Raw genomic sequence first — 17,509 nt, 5'->3', positions numbered from 1 at the left:
GATGCGGGCGGTCATCTCACTACGCGCTCACGATCCTCGAACTCGGGCTGGGCCGGTACGACGCGGCGTTCGGTCACGCCGACGAGTTCTTCTGCCGGGCCCTGCGCGGCCTGCGGGACGCCGGTCTGGCTCGAGCCCATCTGCTGTACGGCTAATAGCTGCGCCGCCGCCGGCAGCAGGTCGGCGAACCCGGCGAGCTCACCGCCCAGAAAGCCCACGTGGCCCGGCTCGTCGACGCCAAGGCGTTGCTGTCAGGTGAGTCCGTTCATGGCAGCCTGGATCTTCAGCCAGGACGGATCGCTCGCTGAGGTCTCGGTGACCGTTTTCAGGTCGCCTGGCCGCCAGGTCCGGGTTCCGTCGGTGAGGTCGAGCTGATCCAGGTCAAGGGAGGAAGCCTCAGTCGTGCCGGTGAGGAACTCGGTCACCGACGCCGTCGATGCCTCGACCGGGCCGCCCTGTCGCACCGACAGCGCCAGAAGCGTGCCGTCTGGGCCCGCGACGATCAGCTCGCCTGTCGCGACCGCCGCCATGGCAGTCACCGCCGACCTGGGCAGCACCTCATGTTCGGTCACCTCATTCGCGTCGATCTCGAGCTCGATGACGGCGCCCTCCGGCGTCCCGATCCAGACAACGCCTGGAGAGGGCCCGAAGGTGACGTTGTGCCGTGACCACGCGTGCATCCTGTCCAGCCAGTCCTGCGGGTAGGGATAACCCGGATTCGGCTCCCCGAGGGTCAGCCCGAGGACGCGGCGCAGTGCGGGGAAATCGAACACCTCCAGCGAGTTGTCATAGGCGTTGCCTCGCACTGCGAAATGCCGCCCGTCGGGGCTGAAGACGGGGCCTCATAGCCGTCGCAGTCAAGGATCAACGCGCGCCGCAATGGCCGTAGCGCCGGCCCGGTGTCCCGGGAAAAGACCACCAGCGTGGCGCCCTGATCGCTCTGGAGCGTGGCCACGAGGCCTCCGGCTGGATGCGAAACGACCCCGGTGTCCCAGCGCGGGCCGGCCGTGGTCACTCCTGAGGTCAGGTCGAGCGTGATGGAGGACTCCCAGCCCTCCTCTCCGCCGGTGGATGACAACCAGAGTCTCCGGCCACCCGGACTGAACGCCACATCCCGGCGGTAGGCGACCGGCGTGACGCCCTCGACAGTTGAGGTGCCCGAAGTGGTCCAGCAGACCGTGCTGTCACCGTCCACCACCAGCCGTGGCTCGTCCGGATGCCATGCGGCAGAGGGTGTCCGTTCGAACCGATCGTCGTCGGCGGCCTCGTAGCAGGCCGAATCCGTACCGACAGCGCCGGCCTCCCGTAGGCCCCCGACGCGTACTCCCAGATCCGAACGGCAGGACGTTCGCTGTCCCAGCCCGCTATCAACGGCAGCTTGGGGTGGCAGAGCAACCGCTCGAGCGAAACCTCTGAGTGGGCCTTCGCCAAGATTTTCATCGACACACCGTAGCGACGACGAATTCCCGCGCTGGGCGGCGGGCCGCCACGCCCCAGCGCGCGCCGGGCTGCCGGACTCGAACCGGCTCATGCCGCTGCGGAGAATGCCCGCAGACAGGCAACATGACTGAACATGACGCACCTTCCCACGTGCCTTTGCCCGGCGCGCGGGTCGACGTTAGCTCATGCTGAGGTCCCACTGCCCGGGCTTAGCGGGTTCGCCGTCACTCGCCGAGCCAGGTCAGGGAGGGTGTCGGCCGGGCGTCCAGGGAGCCGTTCCGGATCTGCCACTGAGTTGTTCCTCCGCGTTCGTCGGTGATCAGGAACAAGCCGGTGGGCCGGTCGCCGTCGTCGTCGATCGGGGGCATCGCCGCCAGCTCGGCGATCGCTTCGCGGAGCCAGTCCAGCTCCTGTTCCCGGATGTCACCGCCGTAGAAGAGGTACAGAGTCCAGTTGAACGGCGCGGTCGGGAAGGCCCAGCCGCCCGAATAGAGCTCGTGATGACGCCGCGTGATGATTTCCTGAGCGGCGCTCCGCTGCTCGAACCGCATCTCCAGCCAGCCGCGAGCTGAGGCGTACATTCCCATGACGCCGCTAGCCGGCTTTGGGGGTCGTCGCGGCTCGGGTGTTGGCCCAGAACGCGAGTTCGCCACCGGGGAGGCAGACGATCAAGGGGCCGTCGGGGTTGGTGAATGCCCACGACTCGACCTCGGGGTCCGGGTGGACGCAGAGTTCGTAGCCGGCGCCGAAGGTGAGGGACAGTTCGCCGTTGTCGGCTGTCTGTGCGGTGCTGACCACGTCGCCCAGCAGGGAGGCCAGGGCGTCGGAGCTGTCGTCGCCGGGAAGCAGCCGGGTGTGGGTCTCGGGGGTGGTGAGGTGGGCGGCCGTCTCGATGAGGATCTGGCTGCCGCGGGAGAAGCTGAGGACCAGGGCGTCGCCCAGGCGGACGTATTCCAGGTGCTGTCCTACCAGCGGGGAGAGCGGCGACATGCGTACCTCGATGGGGGCTCGTCGGGAACTGACGAGCTGGACCGTAACCGCCGCTTCCATAACGGGGCCTTAAAACTTGTGACGTCAACCGCCGAGCGGCCGCCTGGTCATCGGGCCGCCGACGAGATCGTCGGTGGGATCCGGCTCGCCCAGCTCGCCCGCCCACCTCTCGGCGTCGTCGCGCGGTTCGTAGCCGATGGCGTCGCCGCCGGCGCGGGACCACCACCGGCGGGTGTTGGCCGAGACGCCCCAGACGATGTGGAACCCGGTCGCGGTCAGCGAGGCCCGGACGAGCCGCGCCATGTCGTCGGGGGAGAGCCACGACGCGAGGTCGCGCGGGTGCTCGGGCCGGGGTTTGCAGGAGCCGATGCGCAGGCAGACCACATGCAGCCCGTACCGGTCGTGGTAGAGCCGTCCCAGCGACTCCATCGCGGCCTTGCTCCAGCCGTAGTAGGAGTCGGGGCGCGGCTGCGTGTCGTCCGCAAGGTCCTCGGTGTACGGATGAAGGCCCACCGCGTGGTTGCTCGACGCCAGCACCACGCGGGGGACACCCGTCTCGTGGGCGGCCTGCAGGACGCGCTCGGTGCCGCGGACGTTGACGGCCAGCACGTCCTCGAACGGGCCCTCATCGGCGATGCCGCCCAGGTGGACCACCGCGTCGATGCCGCGGCACGCCTCGCGGACCGCTTCGGCGTCGGTCACGTCCAGTTCCGCGACGCCGTCGGCCGGGCGTACGTCGGTGGCGCGCAGGGCGGGCAGGCGCTCGCGGAGCATGGTGCCGATGGCTCCGGACGCGCCGGTCAGCAGGATGGTCACAGGTCCATCCCTACCACGCGGATCACCACGCCGTCGCGGATGCGAACGTGGAGGACGGCCGGGGTGCGGCGCTTGGCCCAGGTTTCGAAGGCCGAGGCGGCGACCGGGGTGACCGTGCCGTCGAAGTCGACGCCGAGGGTGGCGCGGCCGGGGCAGAGCGTCACCCGGTATCCGTTGCGGTTGACCGCGCGGCGCCAGATCGCCGCGCACGAGGTGGCGTCGCCCCGGCTGACGTCCACGGCGATGGACTGATCGCCGGTGAAGATCTCGGTCGGGCCGAGGCAGTAGTCTTCGAAGCCGGCCTTCGCGGCCAGGACCAGGCCCGTTCCGGCGGCCAGGGCGGTCACCGCGGCCAGCGCGGCGGCGAGCCGGGGCAGGCGACGACGGCGGCGAGGGGGAGCGGTTCGGCGGGCGGCTTCGGCGGCGCTGCGCAGGTCCGGCCGTACGTCCGCGGTGGTGCCCTTCAGCAGCAGGTCGAGCAGTTCGTGGGCGGTGGGCCGCTCGGCCGGGTCGACCCGGTCCGCGACCGGATCTCATGGCGGCCGATCCGGCGGGGCTCCGTCATTCGCACCACGATAGCGATCATTTCCGGCCCTCAGCCGACCGGGATTCGTGCCGAACGGTCATGTGCGGGCGACGGCGGGGTCACCCGTGCGGAGGGCGGGCGCGCATGCCCGGCCACCGGCCCAATGTCGTGGAAAGCGCTTGGCATGGAAACGACGACGACGTCGCCCCGGCTGCGATGGACCCTGTCCCGGAAGATCTCCGCCCTGTTGATCGGCGTGGGGCTCTGCCTGCTGGTCATCTCGGCCGTGTCGTTCCGGTCGGTAGGGTCGCTGCGCACCACCAGCGAGATGGTCGACCACACCTATCAGGTCCTGGCCCGGATCGAGGCGATCTCCTCCAGCCTCAAGGACGCCGAGACCGGGCAGCGGGGCTTCCTCATCACGGGCAAGCGGGACTATCTGGCCCCCTACGAGGCGGCACGAGGCGACCTGGCCACCGAACAGCAGACCTTGCGGACGATGACCGCGGACAACCCGGCCCAGCAGCAACGCCTGGACGCGCTGGCCCCTCTCGTGCAGTCCAAGCTCGACGAACTGAAGGAGACCATCGACCTGCGGGCCGGTGCCGGCGGCTTCCGGGCGGCGCTCCAGGTGGTGCTGACCGACAAGGGCAAGGCGGTCATGGACGACATCCGGACCGTGCTCAGCGCCATGGACAACGCGGAACGGACGCTGCTCGCGCAGCGTACGTCGTCCGCCTCGTCCTCGGCCGGAATGGTCCGGTCGGTCATCCTGTTCGGCACCGGCGCTCTGCTGGTGCTGATGGGTGTGGCCGGCACCGTGCTGTCGCGGCGCATCGCCCGGCCCGTGCACGAGGTCACGACAGCGTTGCGGGGTCTGGAGGACGGCGACCTCACGGTCTCCGTCCCGATCCGCACCACCGACGAGCTGGCCGTGATGGCGACCTCGCTGAACGCGGCCGGCGCCCGGTTGCGGGAGACCATCGGCGGCCGGATGAAGGAGGCGGCGGGCACACTCAGTGGCTCGGCCCGCGAGCTCTCGTCGATCAGCGCGCGGCTCGAGGCCGGCGCGGCCGACGTCGCCCAGCAGGCCACCAGCGCCACCTCGGCCAGCGAGGAGGTCAGCACGGGCGTGCAGTCCATCGCGGCCGGGGCTGAGCAGATGAGCGCGTCGATCGGCGAGATCGCCAGCAACGCCGCCCAGGCCGCTGAGATCGCCCAGCAGGGAATGGCGGTCGCCGAGAACACCACCCGGCAGGTCGCCGAGCTGGGTGCGGCCAGCACCGAGGTCGGCGACGTGGTCCGGCTGATCACCAGCATCGCCGAGCAGACCAACCTGCTGGCGCTCAACGCCACCATCGAGGCCGCCCGCGCCGGTGAGCTGGGCAAGGGCTTCGCCGTGGTGGCCGGGGAGGTCAAGGACCTGGCCCAGCAGACCGCCAAGGCGACCGAGGAGATCACCAGCCGGATCGGGGCGATCCAGGGCTCGAGCGACTCGGCGGCCCGGGCCATCGGCGAGATCACCGACGTGATCCAGCGGATCGGCGACTACACCACGACCATCGCCTCGGCGGTCGAGGAGCAGACGGCGACGACCGGAGAGATGAGCCGTACGGTCGCCGGTGCGGCCGGGGCGAGCGGCGATGTGGCCGCCACGGTCTCGCAGGTGTCCCGGGTGGCCTCCTCGACCGCCGACGGGGCGGCGGCGACGCAGCGCGCGGCGGCCGATCTGAGCCGCCTGGCCGGCGACATGACCTCGATCGTCAACGGCTTCCGCTACTGATGACCCGCGGCGAGGACCCCGCCCAGCTCGCGGCGGCCGCCGACGCCCAGTTTCGGGTAGGCGTTGTAGAGGTGGGTGCCGACCGTGCGCGGCGACAGGCGCAGGCGGGTCGCGATCTCACGGTTGGGCATGCCGCGGGCGGCCAGCAGGACGACGTGCCGCTGCTGCGGGCTGAGCGTGCTCAGCTTCGCGGCCGCCGGCTCCGGCAGCTCCGGCTCGGCCACGGCGCCGCCGGCCGCGCGCAGCTCCGTGCGGGCCACCTCGGCCATCCCGGCCGCGCCCATCTCCTCCAGGGCGGTCAGGGCGGCGGTGAGGTGCCGGCGGGCCTCGCGCACCCGCCGCTCGCGGCGCAGCCACGTGCCGTACTGCACATTGGCCAGAGCCCGCTCGTACGGCCAGGCCTCGCCCGCCGGGTCCTCGACGGCGGCGTGGAAGCTGTCGCCGTCGGTGCCGACCAGGGCCCGCACGTGCGCCCGGACCAGCGTCCGGCGCGGGCCGTCCGGCCCCTCGCACGCCTCGAGCGCCCGGGCCGCCTCCGCCGTCCGTCCCGTCCAGACCGCGGCCATGGCGTAGCTGAGCAGGGCCGAGCCGGACGGGTCGGGATAGCGGGGACGGCCGTCGGCCTGGAACAGCGTCCGCAGGTGCCAGTACGCCTGCTCGTGGTCCCCGTCGGCGAAGGCGGCGACGCCGAGCGCCTGCTGCACCCACTTGGCCAGCCGGCCGTTCTCGCGCAGGTCGATGCGGTGCGGCAGCGTGCGCAGCAGCTCCCGGGCCGCCCCGGCGTCGCCGCGGCGGCCGGCCAGCACGGCCCGCAGCGCGATCACCTCGGCCTCCAGCAGCGGCAGGTCGGCGCCGTCGCACAGTTCCCGCGCCTCGTCGAGCACGGCGTCGGCCTCGGCCCAGCGGCCGGCGTCGATCAGGGCCCCGGTCAGCGGCAGGCACAGCTCGGCCAGGCCGGCCGCGCCCTCGAAGCCGCGCAGCCAGTCGAGCAGCCCCTGCCGGAGGGCGATGGCGGTCGCCGTGTCGTCGGCGAGTTCGGCCGTCTCGGCACGCCGCAGGGCCCGCAGCGCCGACCGCCGGTCCACCACCGGCTCGGCGTCGGACGGGGCCGGCACCGGGCCGAGGTCCCGTACGAGTGCCCGGTGTTGCTCCAGACCGGACAGTTGGGCGATGAAGGCGGCGGCGGTGACCAGCGCCTCGGGCCGGGCCGGATGCTTGCGGGCGTTGAGCAGGAGCTGGTCCATCGCCTCCCGCTGGTGCCCGCCCCGGCACAGCGCGAGTACCGTCTCGACGGCGGCCTCCTCGGAGACGGCCTCCGGATGTCCCTGTGCCGCCGCCGCGGCGTGCAGATCGAGCGCCCAGCGGGTCTGGCCGAGCCAGCTGGCCCCGACGGCCGCGTCGGCGTAGCGGCGGGCCGCGTCGTGCCCGGCCGGGGACAGGTCGGCGGCCCAGGCGAGCGCGAGGGCGTGCTCGGTGCGGCGCCCGCTCCGCAGGGCCTCGGCGCCGGCCCGCTCCAGCCCGGCCGCGATCTGCTCGTCCGGCCCGGTCGCGGCGGCGGCCAGGTGCGGGGCGCGGGCGTGGGGTGGCAGCGCGCCGGCGAGACGGCGGTGCAGCTCGGCCCGTTCGCCGGCCGGGCACGAGAAGTAGACCGCCACCTGGGCGAGCGGGTCGGCGAAACGTACCTGGGCGCCGTCCGTCTCGAGGATTTCGGCCTCGACGGCGTCGTCCAGCGCGGCGCGTGACGTGCCCGCGGCGGCCAGCACCACGGGCACGTCCTCGTCGGCGAGCCGCGCGCTGACATGACGGGCCAGCAGCAGCGTCTCCGGCTTCAGCGCCGCGAACCGCGCCGCGAACCGCTGCCGAAGCGGCTCGATCAGGGCCACCGGCGGCCGGAGAACCTCCGTGGCGGACGCGCCGGCGAAGGCGGCGGCCAGCTCGACGACGGCCCGGGGCTTGCCCTGGGCCCGGCTCAGCAGCGCCAGCCGGCTCAGGCTCCCGCCGGCGTCCGGCTGGCGCGCCAGCAGCCGGGCGGCGTCGGCCTTCGACAGCGGCTCCAGGTCGACGACGTGGGCCCCGGCGGGCACGAGACGCGGGGCGTGCCGGCGGCGCACCCCGAACAGGAACACGACGGGCCGGTCGAACCGCCGGCGGGTCAGCTCGCGCAGCACCCGGCTCGACAGCTCGTCGCACTCGTGCAGGTCGTCGACGACCACGAGCAGCGGCCCGGCGCCGGCCGACAGCAGACTTTCCGCGCCGGCCAGCGGGTCGGGCCCGGGCAGGCCGCGCCGGGGGCAGAGAAGCGCCTGCAGGGCCGCGCCCTCGTAGTCCTTCTCGTCGCGGTGCCCGGCCGTGCGCAGCACGCGGAAACCCTTGGCCACGGCGGCTCTCGCCACCGCGGTGAGGAAAGCCGACGTGCCGAGCCCGGAGTCGGCGACCACGGCGACAGTGGCCCCACGGCCGGCCGCGAGGACGCGGGTGACGGGCTCCCAGGCGCCGTCCCGGCCCAGAAGTCCCGAGTCCGGCCACGATCCGGTGTCGCGCATTGTTCGCCCCCTGCGTGCTGGTCGTCGCGGCTCGAACGAGCCACGAGGACGAGCCTCGGAGGGAAGCGGACCGTCGTCATAAGTCGAATGGACGTACGGCGGAACTTCACCTAGCCGCTCCCGCAGCAGCGACCGGCGGGTGACGGAGAGCTTGGGGAAGACGGCACGGAGGTACGCGGCCACGGTGCGCGGCGCACACTGAAGACGCGCCGCGATCTCCTTGTTCGTCATGCCCTCCGCGGCGAGCCGCGCGATCCGCAGCTCCTGCGGGCTGAGCACGCCGTCGCCGGCCACGACATCCTCGCGGGCACCGGAAGCCACACCGGCCGCGCGCAGCTCGGCCGCGGCCAGCTCGGCCCAGGGCCGGGCGCCGGCCCGCTGGAACACGAACCGGGCCTCGCCGAGGTGCTCCCGGGCGGCCACGACACGGCCTCGACGGCGCAACCAGTGGCCGTACGCCAGCAGGGTCCGGGCAAGCTCAAGCGGAGTGCCGGCCCGGCGCCCGGCCGCGAGAGAGTCACGGTAGTGCGGTTCGGCGCCGCGCTCGTCCAGCAGAGCCCGGCCCCGCGAGGCCACCGCCCGGAGGTGGTCGGAATCAAGGACCCGAGCGGCGTGAGCCACCTCGGCCACCCGCTGATCGGCGAGGGCCACCGCCCCCGGACGACCGCTCCCCACGGCCGCCTCGGCCAGATCGGCGACCGCGTTCCAGGCGGTGTCCCGGTGAACGCCCACCGCGTGCAGCGCCTCCCACGCCTGGTCGTACCGCCGCTCCCGAAGTGCCACCAGCCCGAGAGCCCACCGCTGGATCGCCCGCGCCGCCGCGGTGGGCGCTTGGTTCACCAGGAGCGCCGGCGTACGGGCGGTCGAGGTCCAGGCCTCGGCCAGCGCCCGGCCGGCGGTGGCGAGGTCGCCCAGGGCCGGCAGCCCGGCCCGGGCGGCGAGCCGGGCGGCCCGGCCCGAGCGGGGCACCGCGTCGTGCAGGCGGCCGGTCAGAACTCTGGTCACGCCCCCGCCGGCCAGCCGAGCGGCCTCGTCGGCGGTGGCTCCCGGAGCCGCGAGAGAGGGATCGGCGAGCAGGTCCCAGCACTGCGCGGCCGTCCGGACGTCGTGCAGTGCCCCGGCGGCGCGCGCGGCCGCGGTCAGCTCGTGAACCGCGCGGCCGTCGCCGGTTCGGCCGTTGGAGGTGCGGTCCCGGAACTCGGCGACCGTGCGGGCCGGACGCCGGCGCACGGGCTCGGGGACGGCGAGCGGATCGATCCAGGCCCGGCTCATCGCGTCGGCGGGTAGCGCCCGGAGCAGGGCCGCCCGTTCCGCGGGCGGCAGCTCATGGTCGTGAGCCAGCGCGGCGGCCGTGGGGCTCGGATCGCTGAGCAATTCGCCCAGGACGGCCTCGCTCACACCTGCGCCGAGCCGGAGCTCCGCCAGCGTCAGTTCAATCCGTTCCCGTACGGCGGCCGGCGGCGAGGCCGCGACGGCCTGCTCGGCCAGCGCCCGGGCCTGAGACGTCTCGCCCGCCTGCCGGGCCAGCTCCGCCGCCTGGGCGAGGCAGCGGCCCCGGGCCCGAGAGCCGGCGGCGAGCGCGGCCGCGCGGCGCAACAGCCGTACCGCACTCGCCAGTGAGCCCCGGGCCGCCGCCCGCCCCGCGGCAACCTCGAGGTCGCCGTCGTCGGCTCCGGTGTCATGGGCGGCTACCGAGCGATGCCACGCCGCGGCGGCGTCGTCGAGCGTGGTGGCGGCCAGTGCCTCGTGGGCGGCCCGCCGCTCCGCTGGGGCTGCCGCCTCGTAGAGCGCCTCCCGGACCAGCGGCAGCCGCACCCGGACGGTGTCGCCGATGACCGTGACCACGCCGGCGCGTTCGGCCGGGCCGAGACCGCCGAGGTCCAGGCCGAGGCGGAGCGCGGCCGCCGCCAGCTCGGGCAGTTCGTGATGTTCCCCGCAGGCGAGCAGGGCCAGCAGGGGACGCGCGTCCTCCGGCACCTCGGCGAGCAGGCTGGCCCGCAGCCGGTCGGTCAGGGCCAGCGGCTCGCCGGTCAGGGCCAGTTCGGTCAAGGCCAGTTCGGTCAGCGCCAGCGGGTTGCCCCGCGCCTTCTCCGCTATTCGGCGGGCCGTTTCCCGGGGGAGGGCGGCCAGCAGCGCGTCGGCCGCTTCCGGTGGTAACGGGCCGAGCGGTACCGAAGTGGCCGCCCACGTCACGGTCTCGTCCGCCGGGGAGCCGGCGGTCACCACGAGCAGGGGAGCGGTGCGGGCTCGGCGGGCCAGGCCGGCCAGCGCCTCCCGGTCCGGCTCCGCCAGGCGGCCCGGGTTGTCGGCCAGCACCACCGTCGGGTGGCGGCGGTCGATGGCGGGCCGGTCGGGGAAGCGGACGACCGTGTGGCCGGCCTCCTCGGCCAGGTGGGCCACATGGTTGAGCATGGTGGTGCGGCCCGAGCCGGGGTCGCCGGTGATCGCTACCGCGCCGCCGCGGCGAGTCAGGCCCGTCACGAGGGCGGCCAGCTGGCCCGACTCTCGCTCCCGGCCCACTAACACCGTTCCATGGTGCCTGCGCCGCCGGTCACCGGCATACGTCATCCGACCGGTCCGCGTACCGGAATAGACTCTCCCGCGATGATCGGACGCGAGACTGAGCTGGCGTTTCTCGCCGGTGTCCTGGATGACGCGCGCTCGGGTGGGCGGGTAGTCGTGCTCGAGGGCGACGCCGGTGTGGGCAAGACGACGGTGGTCGACGCCGTCATGGACGAGGCCGAGCGGCGTGGCCTGCCGGTGCTGCTGGGTGTCGGGGTCGAGGGGCCGGCGCCGGTCGGCTACACCGGGCTGTTCGAACTGCTCGACCCGATTCTGGGTACGGCCGGTGACCTGCCGGAGCGTCAGCGGGCGGCGCTGCTGAGCGCGCTCGGCGTGTCGGAGGGACCGCGGCCCGATCCGCTGCTGGTCGGGCTGGCCACGCTCGGCCTGCTCGAGGCGGCGGCCGGGGACCGGGGTCTGCTGCTGGTCGTCGAGGATCTGCCGTGGCTCGACCCGTCCAGCCGGGCCGCCGTCACCTTCGTGGCCGGGCATCGGGGCGACGCTCCGATCATGATGCTGGCCACGGCCCGGACCGGGCTGCTGCCGGCCGGGCTGCCGGGCGCGACCACGATGACGCTGGCACCGCTCGGCGCCGACGCGGCCGTACGGCTGCTGACCGCGACCGCGCCCGAGCTGGGCGACGCGCTGCGCGAGCGGGTGCTGGCCGAGGCGGGCGGCAACCCGCTGGCCCTGCGGGAGTTCGCCGCCGAGGCGGACCGGCTGCCGTGGGCCGAGGACGCCGAGCGCCTGCCGGTGAGCCGCCGGCTCGAACGGGCCCTGCTCGGTGATCTGGCCGCGCTGCCGGCCGCGAGCCGTGCCCTGCTGCTGATCGCCGCCGCGAACGACGAGCGCGGCACCGTGCCCGAGATCGTGGAGGCGGGCCGGCGGGCCGGGGCCGGGCCCGGCGACCTGCAGCCGCTGGAGCGCAACCGGCTGGTCCGGCTCAGCGGCGACCGCCTGGCCTTCGACCATCCGCTGGTCCGCTCCGCCGTCTACGGCGCCGCCACCACGACCGAGCGGGCCGCCGCGCACGGCCATCTGGCCGAGGTGGTGGCCGACCCCGTCCGTGCCGCCTGGCACCGGGCCGCCGCCACCTTGCAGCCGGACGAGACCGTGGCGCGCGAGTTGGAGACCGCCTCCGCGCTGTCGCAGAAACGCGGCACCCTGCCCGAGGCCGTCGCCGCCCTGCGCCGGGCCGCCGTACTGTCGCCGACGCTCGAGGACCGGGCCCGCCGGCTCACCACCGGCGCCGAGGTGGCCCGGCAGGCCGGTCTGCCCGAGCAGTCGTACGCGCTGCTGACCGAGGCTCTGCCGATCGCCGCGACGCCGCACGACGTGGCCGGGCTGGCCACTGTCGAACGGTTGCTGGCCATGACGTTCGGCACGCCCGTACGCAATGTCGAGGCCTCCATCCGTCTCGCCGCCTCCCTCGGCGACGGCCCGGAGGACACCGTGGCCCGGATCCGGTTCCTCACCGCGGCCGTCGGGCAGTGGTGGAACATGGACGGCTCGGCGGAGACCGCCGGCCGGCTGCGGGCGGCCGTGCTCGATCTGGTCGCCGAGGGTCTGTGGCAGCGCGACATGATGCTCGCCATGGTCGACCCGGCCGCGTACGGGCCGGCCGTGCGCCCGCGGCTGACGGCGATGCTGAGCTCGGCCCGGGAAGCGGCGTTCGCCAAGGACACCGAGCGGGCGGTCGGCACCAGCCGCCTCCTGCCGATCTTCGCCCGCTGCTCCGAGTCGCTGCAGGACCTGGATCTGGCCTGGTCCTGCTGGGAGATCTACCGGGAGTACCACAGCGCGGCCAGCTCGCTGGGCGACGAGGCGTACGCCCTCAACGGCCGCGGGATGATCCACGTGCTGCGGGGCGACCTGGACGCCGGGCTGGCCGACACGGAGCAGGCTTTGCGGCTCGCCGAGGGCAGCGGCCTGACTCGCGTGGCCGGAGTGGCGGCGGCGGTCTCCGCGCTCGCCCACGCCTGGCGCGACGACCGGGAGGCCGCCGAGCAGCGCCTGGCCGACAGCGTGCGCTACCGCCGGCATGAGCCGTACGCCCTGATCACCGCCCGCGAGTCGTGGGCGGCCGGCCTGCTGGCGCTGCGGGCCGGGCGGCCCGGTGACGCCTGGCTCGAGCTGGCCGGCGTGGCCGCGCACCCGTCGACCGGCCTGTGGGCGCTGTCCGACGTGGCCGAGGCCGGGGTACGCGGCGGCCACGCCGAGCAGGCCCGCCGGCTGTGCGCCGAGGCGGCCGAGCAGGCCGCCGCCCTCGGCTCCGACCACCTGTGGGCCATCGTGCACCGGGCCCGGGCGCTGGTGACCGACGGCGACGGCGCCGAGGAGGACCACACCCTGTCGATCGCCCGCGCCGAGGCGTCGGGAAACACGTTCGAGCTGGCCCGCAGCCGGCTCGCGTACGGGGAATGGCTGCGCCGCCGCCGGCGCATCGCCCCGGCCCGGGACCTGCTCGCGGCGGCGCTGCGCGAGTTCGCCCGCGCCGGCGCGGCCTGGCCGGCCGAGCGCGCCTCCTTGGAGCTGCGCGCGGCCGGCGCCGCCGACGAGGCGGAGCGGACCCCGTCCGTACGGACGGCTCAGCTCACCCCGCAGGAGAGCCAGGTCGCCCGTCTCGCCGCGGCCGGCCTCACCAACCGGGAGATCGCCGACCAGATGTACCTGTCGCCGCGCACGGTCGGCGTACACCTTTACAAGGCGTTCCCGAAGCTGGGCGTCACGAGCCGTACGCAACTTCAGGCGGCCCTCGCTTAAGCGATCGCCCCGCCCGAGACCGTGAGCAGCTGGCCGCTGACGAAGGACGAGAGCGGGCCGGCGAAGAACTCGGCCACGTCGGCCACGTCGTCGGCCGTGCCCATCCGGCCCATCGGGTTGAAGTCGCGCAGGAACGCGCGGATCGGCGCGTCCGGCCCGGCGCTCGTGTGCAGGCCGGCGCCCTCGGTGGCGGTGGGCAGGATGCCGTTCACCGTGACGCCGCGGTGGCCGATCTCGTGCGCCAGCACCCGGACCAGATATTCGGGCGCCACCTTGCTGCCGCCGTGCAGGGCGTAGCCGGGCATGGGGTAGCCGGTCGTGCTGGAGCTGACGTAGATGATGCGGCCGGAGTCGGCGACGTGCCGGGCCGCTTCCTGCATGGTGAAGAAGGCACCCTTGGTGTTGACCGCGAACATGCGATCGAACTGTTCCTCGGTGAAGTCGGCGACCGGCAGCCCGGTGTGCTCCAGGCCGGCGTTCACCACCACGATGTCGGGGCGCCGGCCGGCGAAGAGCCGCCGTACGTCGTCGACCACTGACACGTCGGCCCGCACCGCCTCGGCACGGACTCCCAGCGCCGTGGCGGCGGCGCGGGTCTCTTCGGCGGCCTCGGCCCCGTGCGCGTAGTTGATCACGATGTCGGCCCCGAGCGCGGCGTACCGGAGGGCGACGGCCCGTCCGATACCCCGCGCCGAGCCGGTGACCAGGGCCACCTTTCCCGACAGGTCGGTCACTGCTCGTCGGTCCAGTCGGTGGAGGCGGCCAGCGCCTCCTGCGGCTCGATCTGGGCCAGGCGCTCGCGCAGGGCGCTGGTCACGAACTTGTACGCGTCCGAGCCGAGCACGAGGCGCAGCGGGGCCGGGGACTGGCCGGCGCTCTCGATGATGCGGGCGGCCATCTTCGCCGGGTCGCCCAGCGGGGGACGGCTGCGGTCCTTGGCCCCGCGGACCATCGCGGCGGGCGTGTTGTCGTACGCCTCGAGCGGGGTGGCCAGTTGCAGGCTGTCGAACCGGAACTCGGTGCGGGCGCCACCGGGCTCGACGATGGTCATCTCGATCCCGAACGGGGCGACGTCACGAGCCGTGCCCTCGATGAAGCCCTCGATGCCCCACTTGCCGGCGTGGTAGAGCGACGCGCCCGGGTTGGTGGCCTGACCGCCGTACGTGGAGATCTGGATGACCCGGCCGCCGCCCTGGGCCCGCAGGTGCGGCAGGGCCGCCCGGACCACGGCGATGGAGCCGAGCAGGTTGGTGTTGATCTGGCCGATGACCTGCTCGTCGGTCAGTTCCTCGGCGGCGCCGAACAGGCCGTAGCCGGCGTTGTTGACGATGACGTCGATGCGGCCGAGCTCGGCGAAGGCGCGGTCGACGGTCGCACGGACCCCGGGCAGGTCGGTGACGTCGAGGTTGGCGACCCAGAACCGCTCGCCGTACTTGTCCTTGAGGTCGTCGACCGAGCCGGCTTTGCGGATGGTGCCGGCGACGCGCTCGCCGCGGGCGAGCAGCTGCTCGGTCATCTGGCGGCCGAAGCCGCTGTTGACGCCGGTGATGAACCAGGTCTTCATGTCGTTCTCCTTCAGTCGTTGTTGCCTGAACACCACTGTCCGGTGTTCGGCGGTGCGGTGGCAGACAGAGTTGTTCCTGGTAGTGGCGGGGACAGGCACCCGGCCCCGGTGCTTCGTATCGTGGGGATCATGGCTACGGACAACGCGCTGGGTGACTTTCTGAGGGCACGCCGGGAACTGGTGACGCCGCGCGAGGTGGGCCTGCCCGGCGGCGGGCTGCGGCGGGTGCCGGGGCTGCGCCGCGAGGAGGTGGCGATGCTGGCCGGGATCAGCGCGGAGTATTACCTGCGCTTGGAACAGGGCCGCGACCGTACGCCGTCGGCCCAGGTCGTCGAGGCGCTGGCCCGCGTCCTGCAACTCGACGCCGAGGGAGCCGCGTACCTCCTCGACCTGGCCCGGCCTAAGAGCCGGCGCCGGGCCGCGAAGGCCGCCGACCGCGTGCCGGACGGGATCGCGATGCTGCTGGGCACGCTGAACGTGCCCGCGTTCGTGGTCAACCGCTACCGGGACGTGCTGGCCGCCAATCCGCTGGCGGCCGAGCTGTCGCCGCTGATGCGGCCCGGCACCAACCGCCTCATCGTGCTCTTCACCGACCCGTCGGCCCGGCTGGCCCACCCCGACCTCGACGAGAACATCGGGAACGTGGTGGCGCAGCTGCGGGCCGAGATGGGCACCGACACCGACGACCCGCGCCTGCAGTCGCTGATCGGCGAGCTGTCGCTCAAGAGCGAGCAGTTCCGCAAGCTGTGGGCCCGGCACGACATCCACCGCGGCGGCAGCGACACCGGCGTCATCCACCACCCGCGCGTCGGCGAGATGCGCCTGCGCCGGGAGAAGCTGGCGGTCATCGGCAGCGACGGCCTTCAACTGGTGATGTACCACGCCGAGCCGGGCAGCCCGGCCGCCGACGCCCTCGCGCTGCTGGCTAACGAGCCAGAACGCCGCTGAACAGCTCCCGTTCCTGGGCCTGGGCCGCGCCGAACGGCAGGCGGCTGCCCTGAACTATCGACTTCTTGGCGGCGGCCAGGGCCGGCGCCGGGGCCGCGGCGATGGAGTCCGCCCAGGCCAGAACCTCGGTCAGGAAGTCGGAGCCGGAGAAGACACGGCTCAGCCAGCCCACCCGCAGCGCCTCCGAGGCGCCGACCTCGCGACCGGTCAGGATGACGTCGGCGGCCAGGCCGGGACCGATGAGGCGGGGGAGCCGTACGCTTCCGCCGCCACCCGGGATGAAACCGGCCGGCACCTCGGGCTGCTGGAGCCGGGCGTCGGGCGAGCCCACCCGCAGGGTGCAGGCCAGGGCCAGTTCGTGGCCGCCGCCGGAGGCCAGGCCGTCGATGGCCGCGATGGCCGGCTGCGGGATCTCCTCCAGCAGGCGCAGCGCGCGGCTCCAGGCCCCGCGCTCCCGCTCGGTGGCGGTGCCCGCGCCCAGCTTGGCGAGTTCGGCCAGGTCGGCGTGGTTGATGAACAGGCCCGGAGCGCCGCCGGTGAGAACGATCAGCTTGATGTCGGCGGGCTTCTCGGCGTACGTCTCGAGCAGATCGCCCAGCTCGAGGAGGCCGGCGAAGCTCATCAGGCCGTCCGGCGGGTTGTCGAAGGTGAGCAGGGCGACCGGCCCTCGCTCGGAAGCGTTCCACGTCATGGCGTCGACGCTAGGAGCGGGGGCCGGGCCCGCCATGAGTCAGCCGACTGAGAGATTCCAGTCGAGGATCTCCTGGGTCGACGACGTGCTGCCGGTCGCGCCGGTGAAACCCACCCACGCCCGGCCGGCGCCGACCTCGGCCGCGAGGTCCACGCCGGTGCTGATCAGCCGGCGGCCGCCGACGTCGACGGTCAGGTTGTGGGCTCCGGCGTCGTAGCCGACCCGGACGTCGACCGGCGAGCCGAACAACGGCGGGGCGACCGGGGCGGCGGACAGGTGGTAGTCCGGGTTGCCGCGCAGCACGACCCCGGCGTGGTTGGCGTCGGCGTCGCCCGCGTTGCGGAAGTCGTCGAGCTCGACCGCCACGCTCGGGCGGATGCCGCGGTAGCCGAGGCCGCCGCCCCAGCCGCCGAGGGCGCGCGGGCCGACCCCCTGCACGAGGAAGGCGACGCCGTCGGCGCCCGGGGCGTTGCCGCGCAGGTGCACGCGGAAACTGGTCTCGAAGGAGCGGGTCAGATCGATCTGCTCGCCACCCCAGGCGGAACCGGCCTGCCGGTAGCCGCCGCCGGTCAGGCGCAGCACGGAGCTGGGCGAGTCGCTGGCCGACACGAAGCTGGCCGACCCGTTGAGGCTGAAGTCGCTGAACGGGAAGTCACCCGCGGCGGCCTGGGCGGGCGCGGCCACGGCGACGGTGGCCAGGGACGCCGCGACGGCCAGCAGACCGCCCGTCAGCCGCTTGCGATAGACAGGCTGGGACATTGTTCCGTCCTCCATAAGAGCGGTGTTGACGGGCTCAACGTAGGTCGAGGCAACGGCCCGCGTACGCCGAATCGGCGCATTGGCGGCTGGTGTTTGCGCCGGCATAGGTTGGGGATCTCAGCAG

Annotated in this window: 14 protein-coding genes; 3 read left to right on the top strand and 11 right to left on the bottom strand. The window is 73.8% G+C overall.

Annotated elements, in window-relative coordinates; translation table 11 throughout:
* Positions 1-11: 11 nt before the first annotated feature.
* The 6 genes from ACGFJ7_RS20240 to ACGFJ7_RS20215 form a co-directional block, all read right to left on the bottom strand.
* Positions 12-218, bottom strand: coding sequence for a hypothetical protein (locus ACGFJ7_RS20240; protein WP_392643070.1), 207 nt, complete (start codon positions 216-218; stop codon positions 12-14).
* 33 nt (positions 219-251) lie between these two features.
* A complete protein-coding gene (locus tag ACGFJ7_RS20235; protein WP_392643068.1) occupies positions 252-806 on the bottom strand; it encodes a hypothetical protein in 555 nt (184 codons plus the stop codon).
* 858 nt (positions 807-1,664) lie between these two features.
* Entirely contained in the window at positions 1,665-2,021 is a 357-nt protein-coding gene (locus ACGFJ7_RS20230; protein WP_392643066.1) for a hypothetical protein, read from the bottom strand.
* 13 nt (positions 2,022-2,034) lie between these two features.
* Positions 2,035-2,430: a DUF6188 family protein gene (locus ACGFJ7_RS20225; RefSeq protein WP_360251353.1), complete on the bottom strand. Its 396-nt coding sequence runs from the start codon at positions 2,428-2,430 to the stop codon at positions 2,035-2,037.
* Positions 2,431-2,514: 84 nt separating this feature from the next.
* The gene (locus ACGFJ7_RS20220) at positions 2,515-3,246 is read right to left on the bottom strand and encodes an NAD-dependent epimerase/dehydratase family protein (RefSeq protein ID WP_392643064.1); all 732 of its coding nucleotides are present in this window, start codon (positions 3,244-3,246) and stop codon (positions 2,515-2,517) included.
* Entirely contained in the window at positions 3,243-3,593 is a 351-nt protein-coding gene (locus ACGFJ7_RS20215; protein ID WP_360251347.1) for a hypothetical protein, read from the bottom strand. Before ACGFJ7_RS20215 ends, ACGFJ7_RS20220 begins: the two co-directional genes overlap by 4 nt.
* A 363-nt stretch (positions 3,594-3,956) precedes the next feature.
* Here ACGFJ7_RS20215 and ACGFJ7_RS20210 point away from each other — a divergent pair, with 363 nt between their 5' ends.
* Positions 3,957-5,555 (top strand): CHASE3 domain-containing protein, encoded by a 1,599-nt coding sequence (locus ACGFJ7_RS20210; protein WP_360251344.1) that lies wholly within the window; start codon positions 3,957-3,959, stop codon positions 5,553-5,555.
* Here the strand turns inward: ACGFJ7_RS20210 and ACGFJ7_RS20205 are convergent.
* Positions 5,549-10,624: a LuxR C-terminal-related transcriptional regulator gene (locus ACGFJ7_RS20205; protein WP_392643062.1), complete on the bottom strand. Its 5,076-nt coding sequence runs from the start codon at positions 10,622-10,624 to the stop codon at positions 5,549-5,551. The two genes, ACGFJ7_RS20210 and ACGFJ7_RS20205, sit on opposite strands and share 7 nt — an antisense overlap.
* A gap of 78 nt (positions 10,625-10,702) precedes the next feature.
* Here ACGFJ7_RS20205 and ACGFJ7_RS20200 point away from each other — a divergent pair, with 78 nt between their 5' ends.
* A complete protein-coding gene (locus ACGFJ7_RS20200) occupies positions 10,703-13,423 on the top strand; it encodes an AAA family ATPase (protein WP_392643060.1) in 2,721 nt (906 codons plus the stop codon).
* Here ACGFJ7_RS20200 and ACGFJ7_RS20195 read toward each other — a convergent pair.
* The gene (locus tag ACGFJ7_RS20195) at positions 13,420-14,157 is read right to left on the bottom strand and encodes an SDR family oxidoreductase (RefSeq protein WP_392643059.1); all 738 of its coding nucleotides are present in this window, start codon (positions 14,155-14,157) and stop codon (positions 13,420-13,422) included. The two genes, ACGFJ7_RS20200 and ACGFJ7_RS20195, sit on opposite strands and share 4 nt — an antisense overlap.
* Positions 14,154-14,987: an SDR family oxidoreductase gene (locus ACGFJ7_RS20190; RefSeq protein ID WP_392643057.1), complete on the bottom strand. Its 834-nt coding sequence runs from the start codon at positions 14,985-14,987 to the stop codon at positions 14,154-14,156. Before ACGFJ7_RS20190 ends, ACGFJ7_RS20195 begins: the two co-directional genes overlap by 4 nt.
* A 129-nt stretch (positions 14,988-15,116) precedes the next feature.
* Between ACGFJ7_RS20190 and ACGFJ7_RS20185 the strand changes: the two genes are divergently transcribed.
* The gene (locus ACGFJ7_RS20185) at positions 15,117-15,935 is read left to right on the top strand and encodes a helix-turn-helix transcriptional regulator (RefSeq protein WP_360251329.1); all 819 of its coding nucleotides are present in this window, start codon (positions 15,117-15,119) and stop codon (positions 15,933-15,935) included.
* Here the strand turns inward: ACGFJ7_RS20185 and ACGFJ7_RS20180 are convergent.
* Together ACGFJ7_RS20180 and ACGFJ7_RS20175 are read right to left on the bottom strand one after the other, a co-directional pair.
* Entirely contained in the window at positions 15,913-16,626 is a 714-nt protein-coding gene (locus tag ACGFJ7_RS20180; protein WP_360251326.1) for an enoyl-CoA hydratase/isomerase family protein, read from the bottom strand. The genes ACGFJ7_RS20185 and ACGFJ7_RS20180 overlap by 23 nt on opposite strands.
* 39 nt (positions 16,627-16,665) lie before the next feature.
* On the bottom strand, positions 16,666-17,385 hold the full coding sequence (locus tag ACGFJ7_RS20175; RefSeq protein WP_360251323.1) for an L-type lectin-domain containing protein: 720 nt from the start codon (positions 17,383-17,385) through the stop codon (positions 16,666-16,668).
* Positions 17,386-17,509: the final 124 nt, after the last annotated feature.

The sequence above is a fragment of the Actinoplanes sp. NPDC048988 genome, from assembly GCF_043197815.1.
Classification (GTDB): Bacteria; Actinomycetota; Actinomycetes; order Mycobacteriales; family Micromonosporaceae; genus Actinoplanes.
This window is presented reverse-complemented; position numbering and strand designations above follow the sequence as displayed.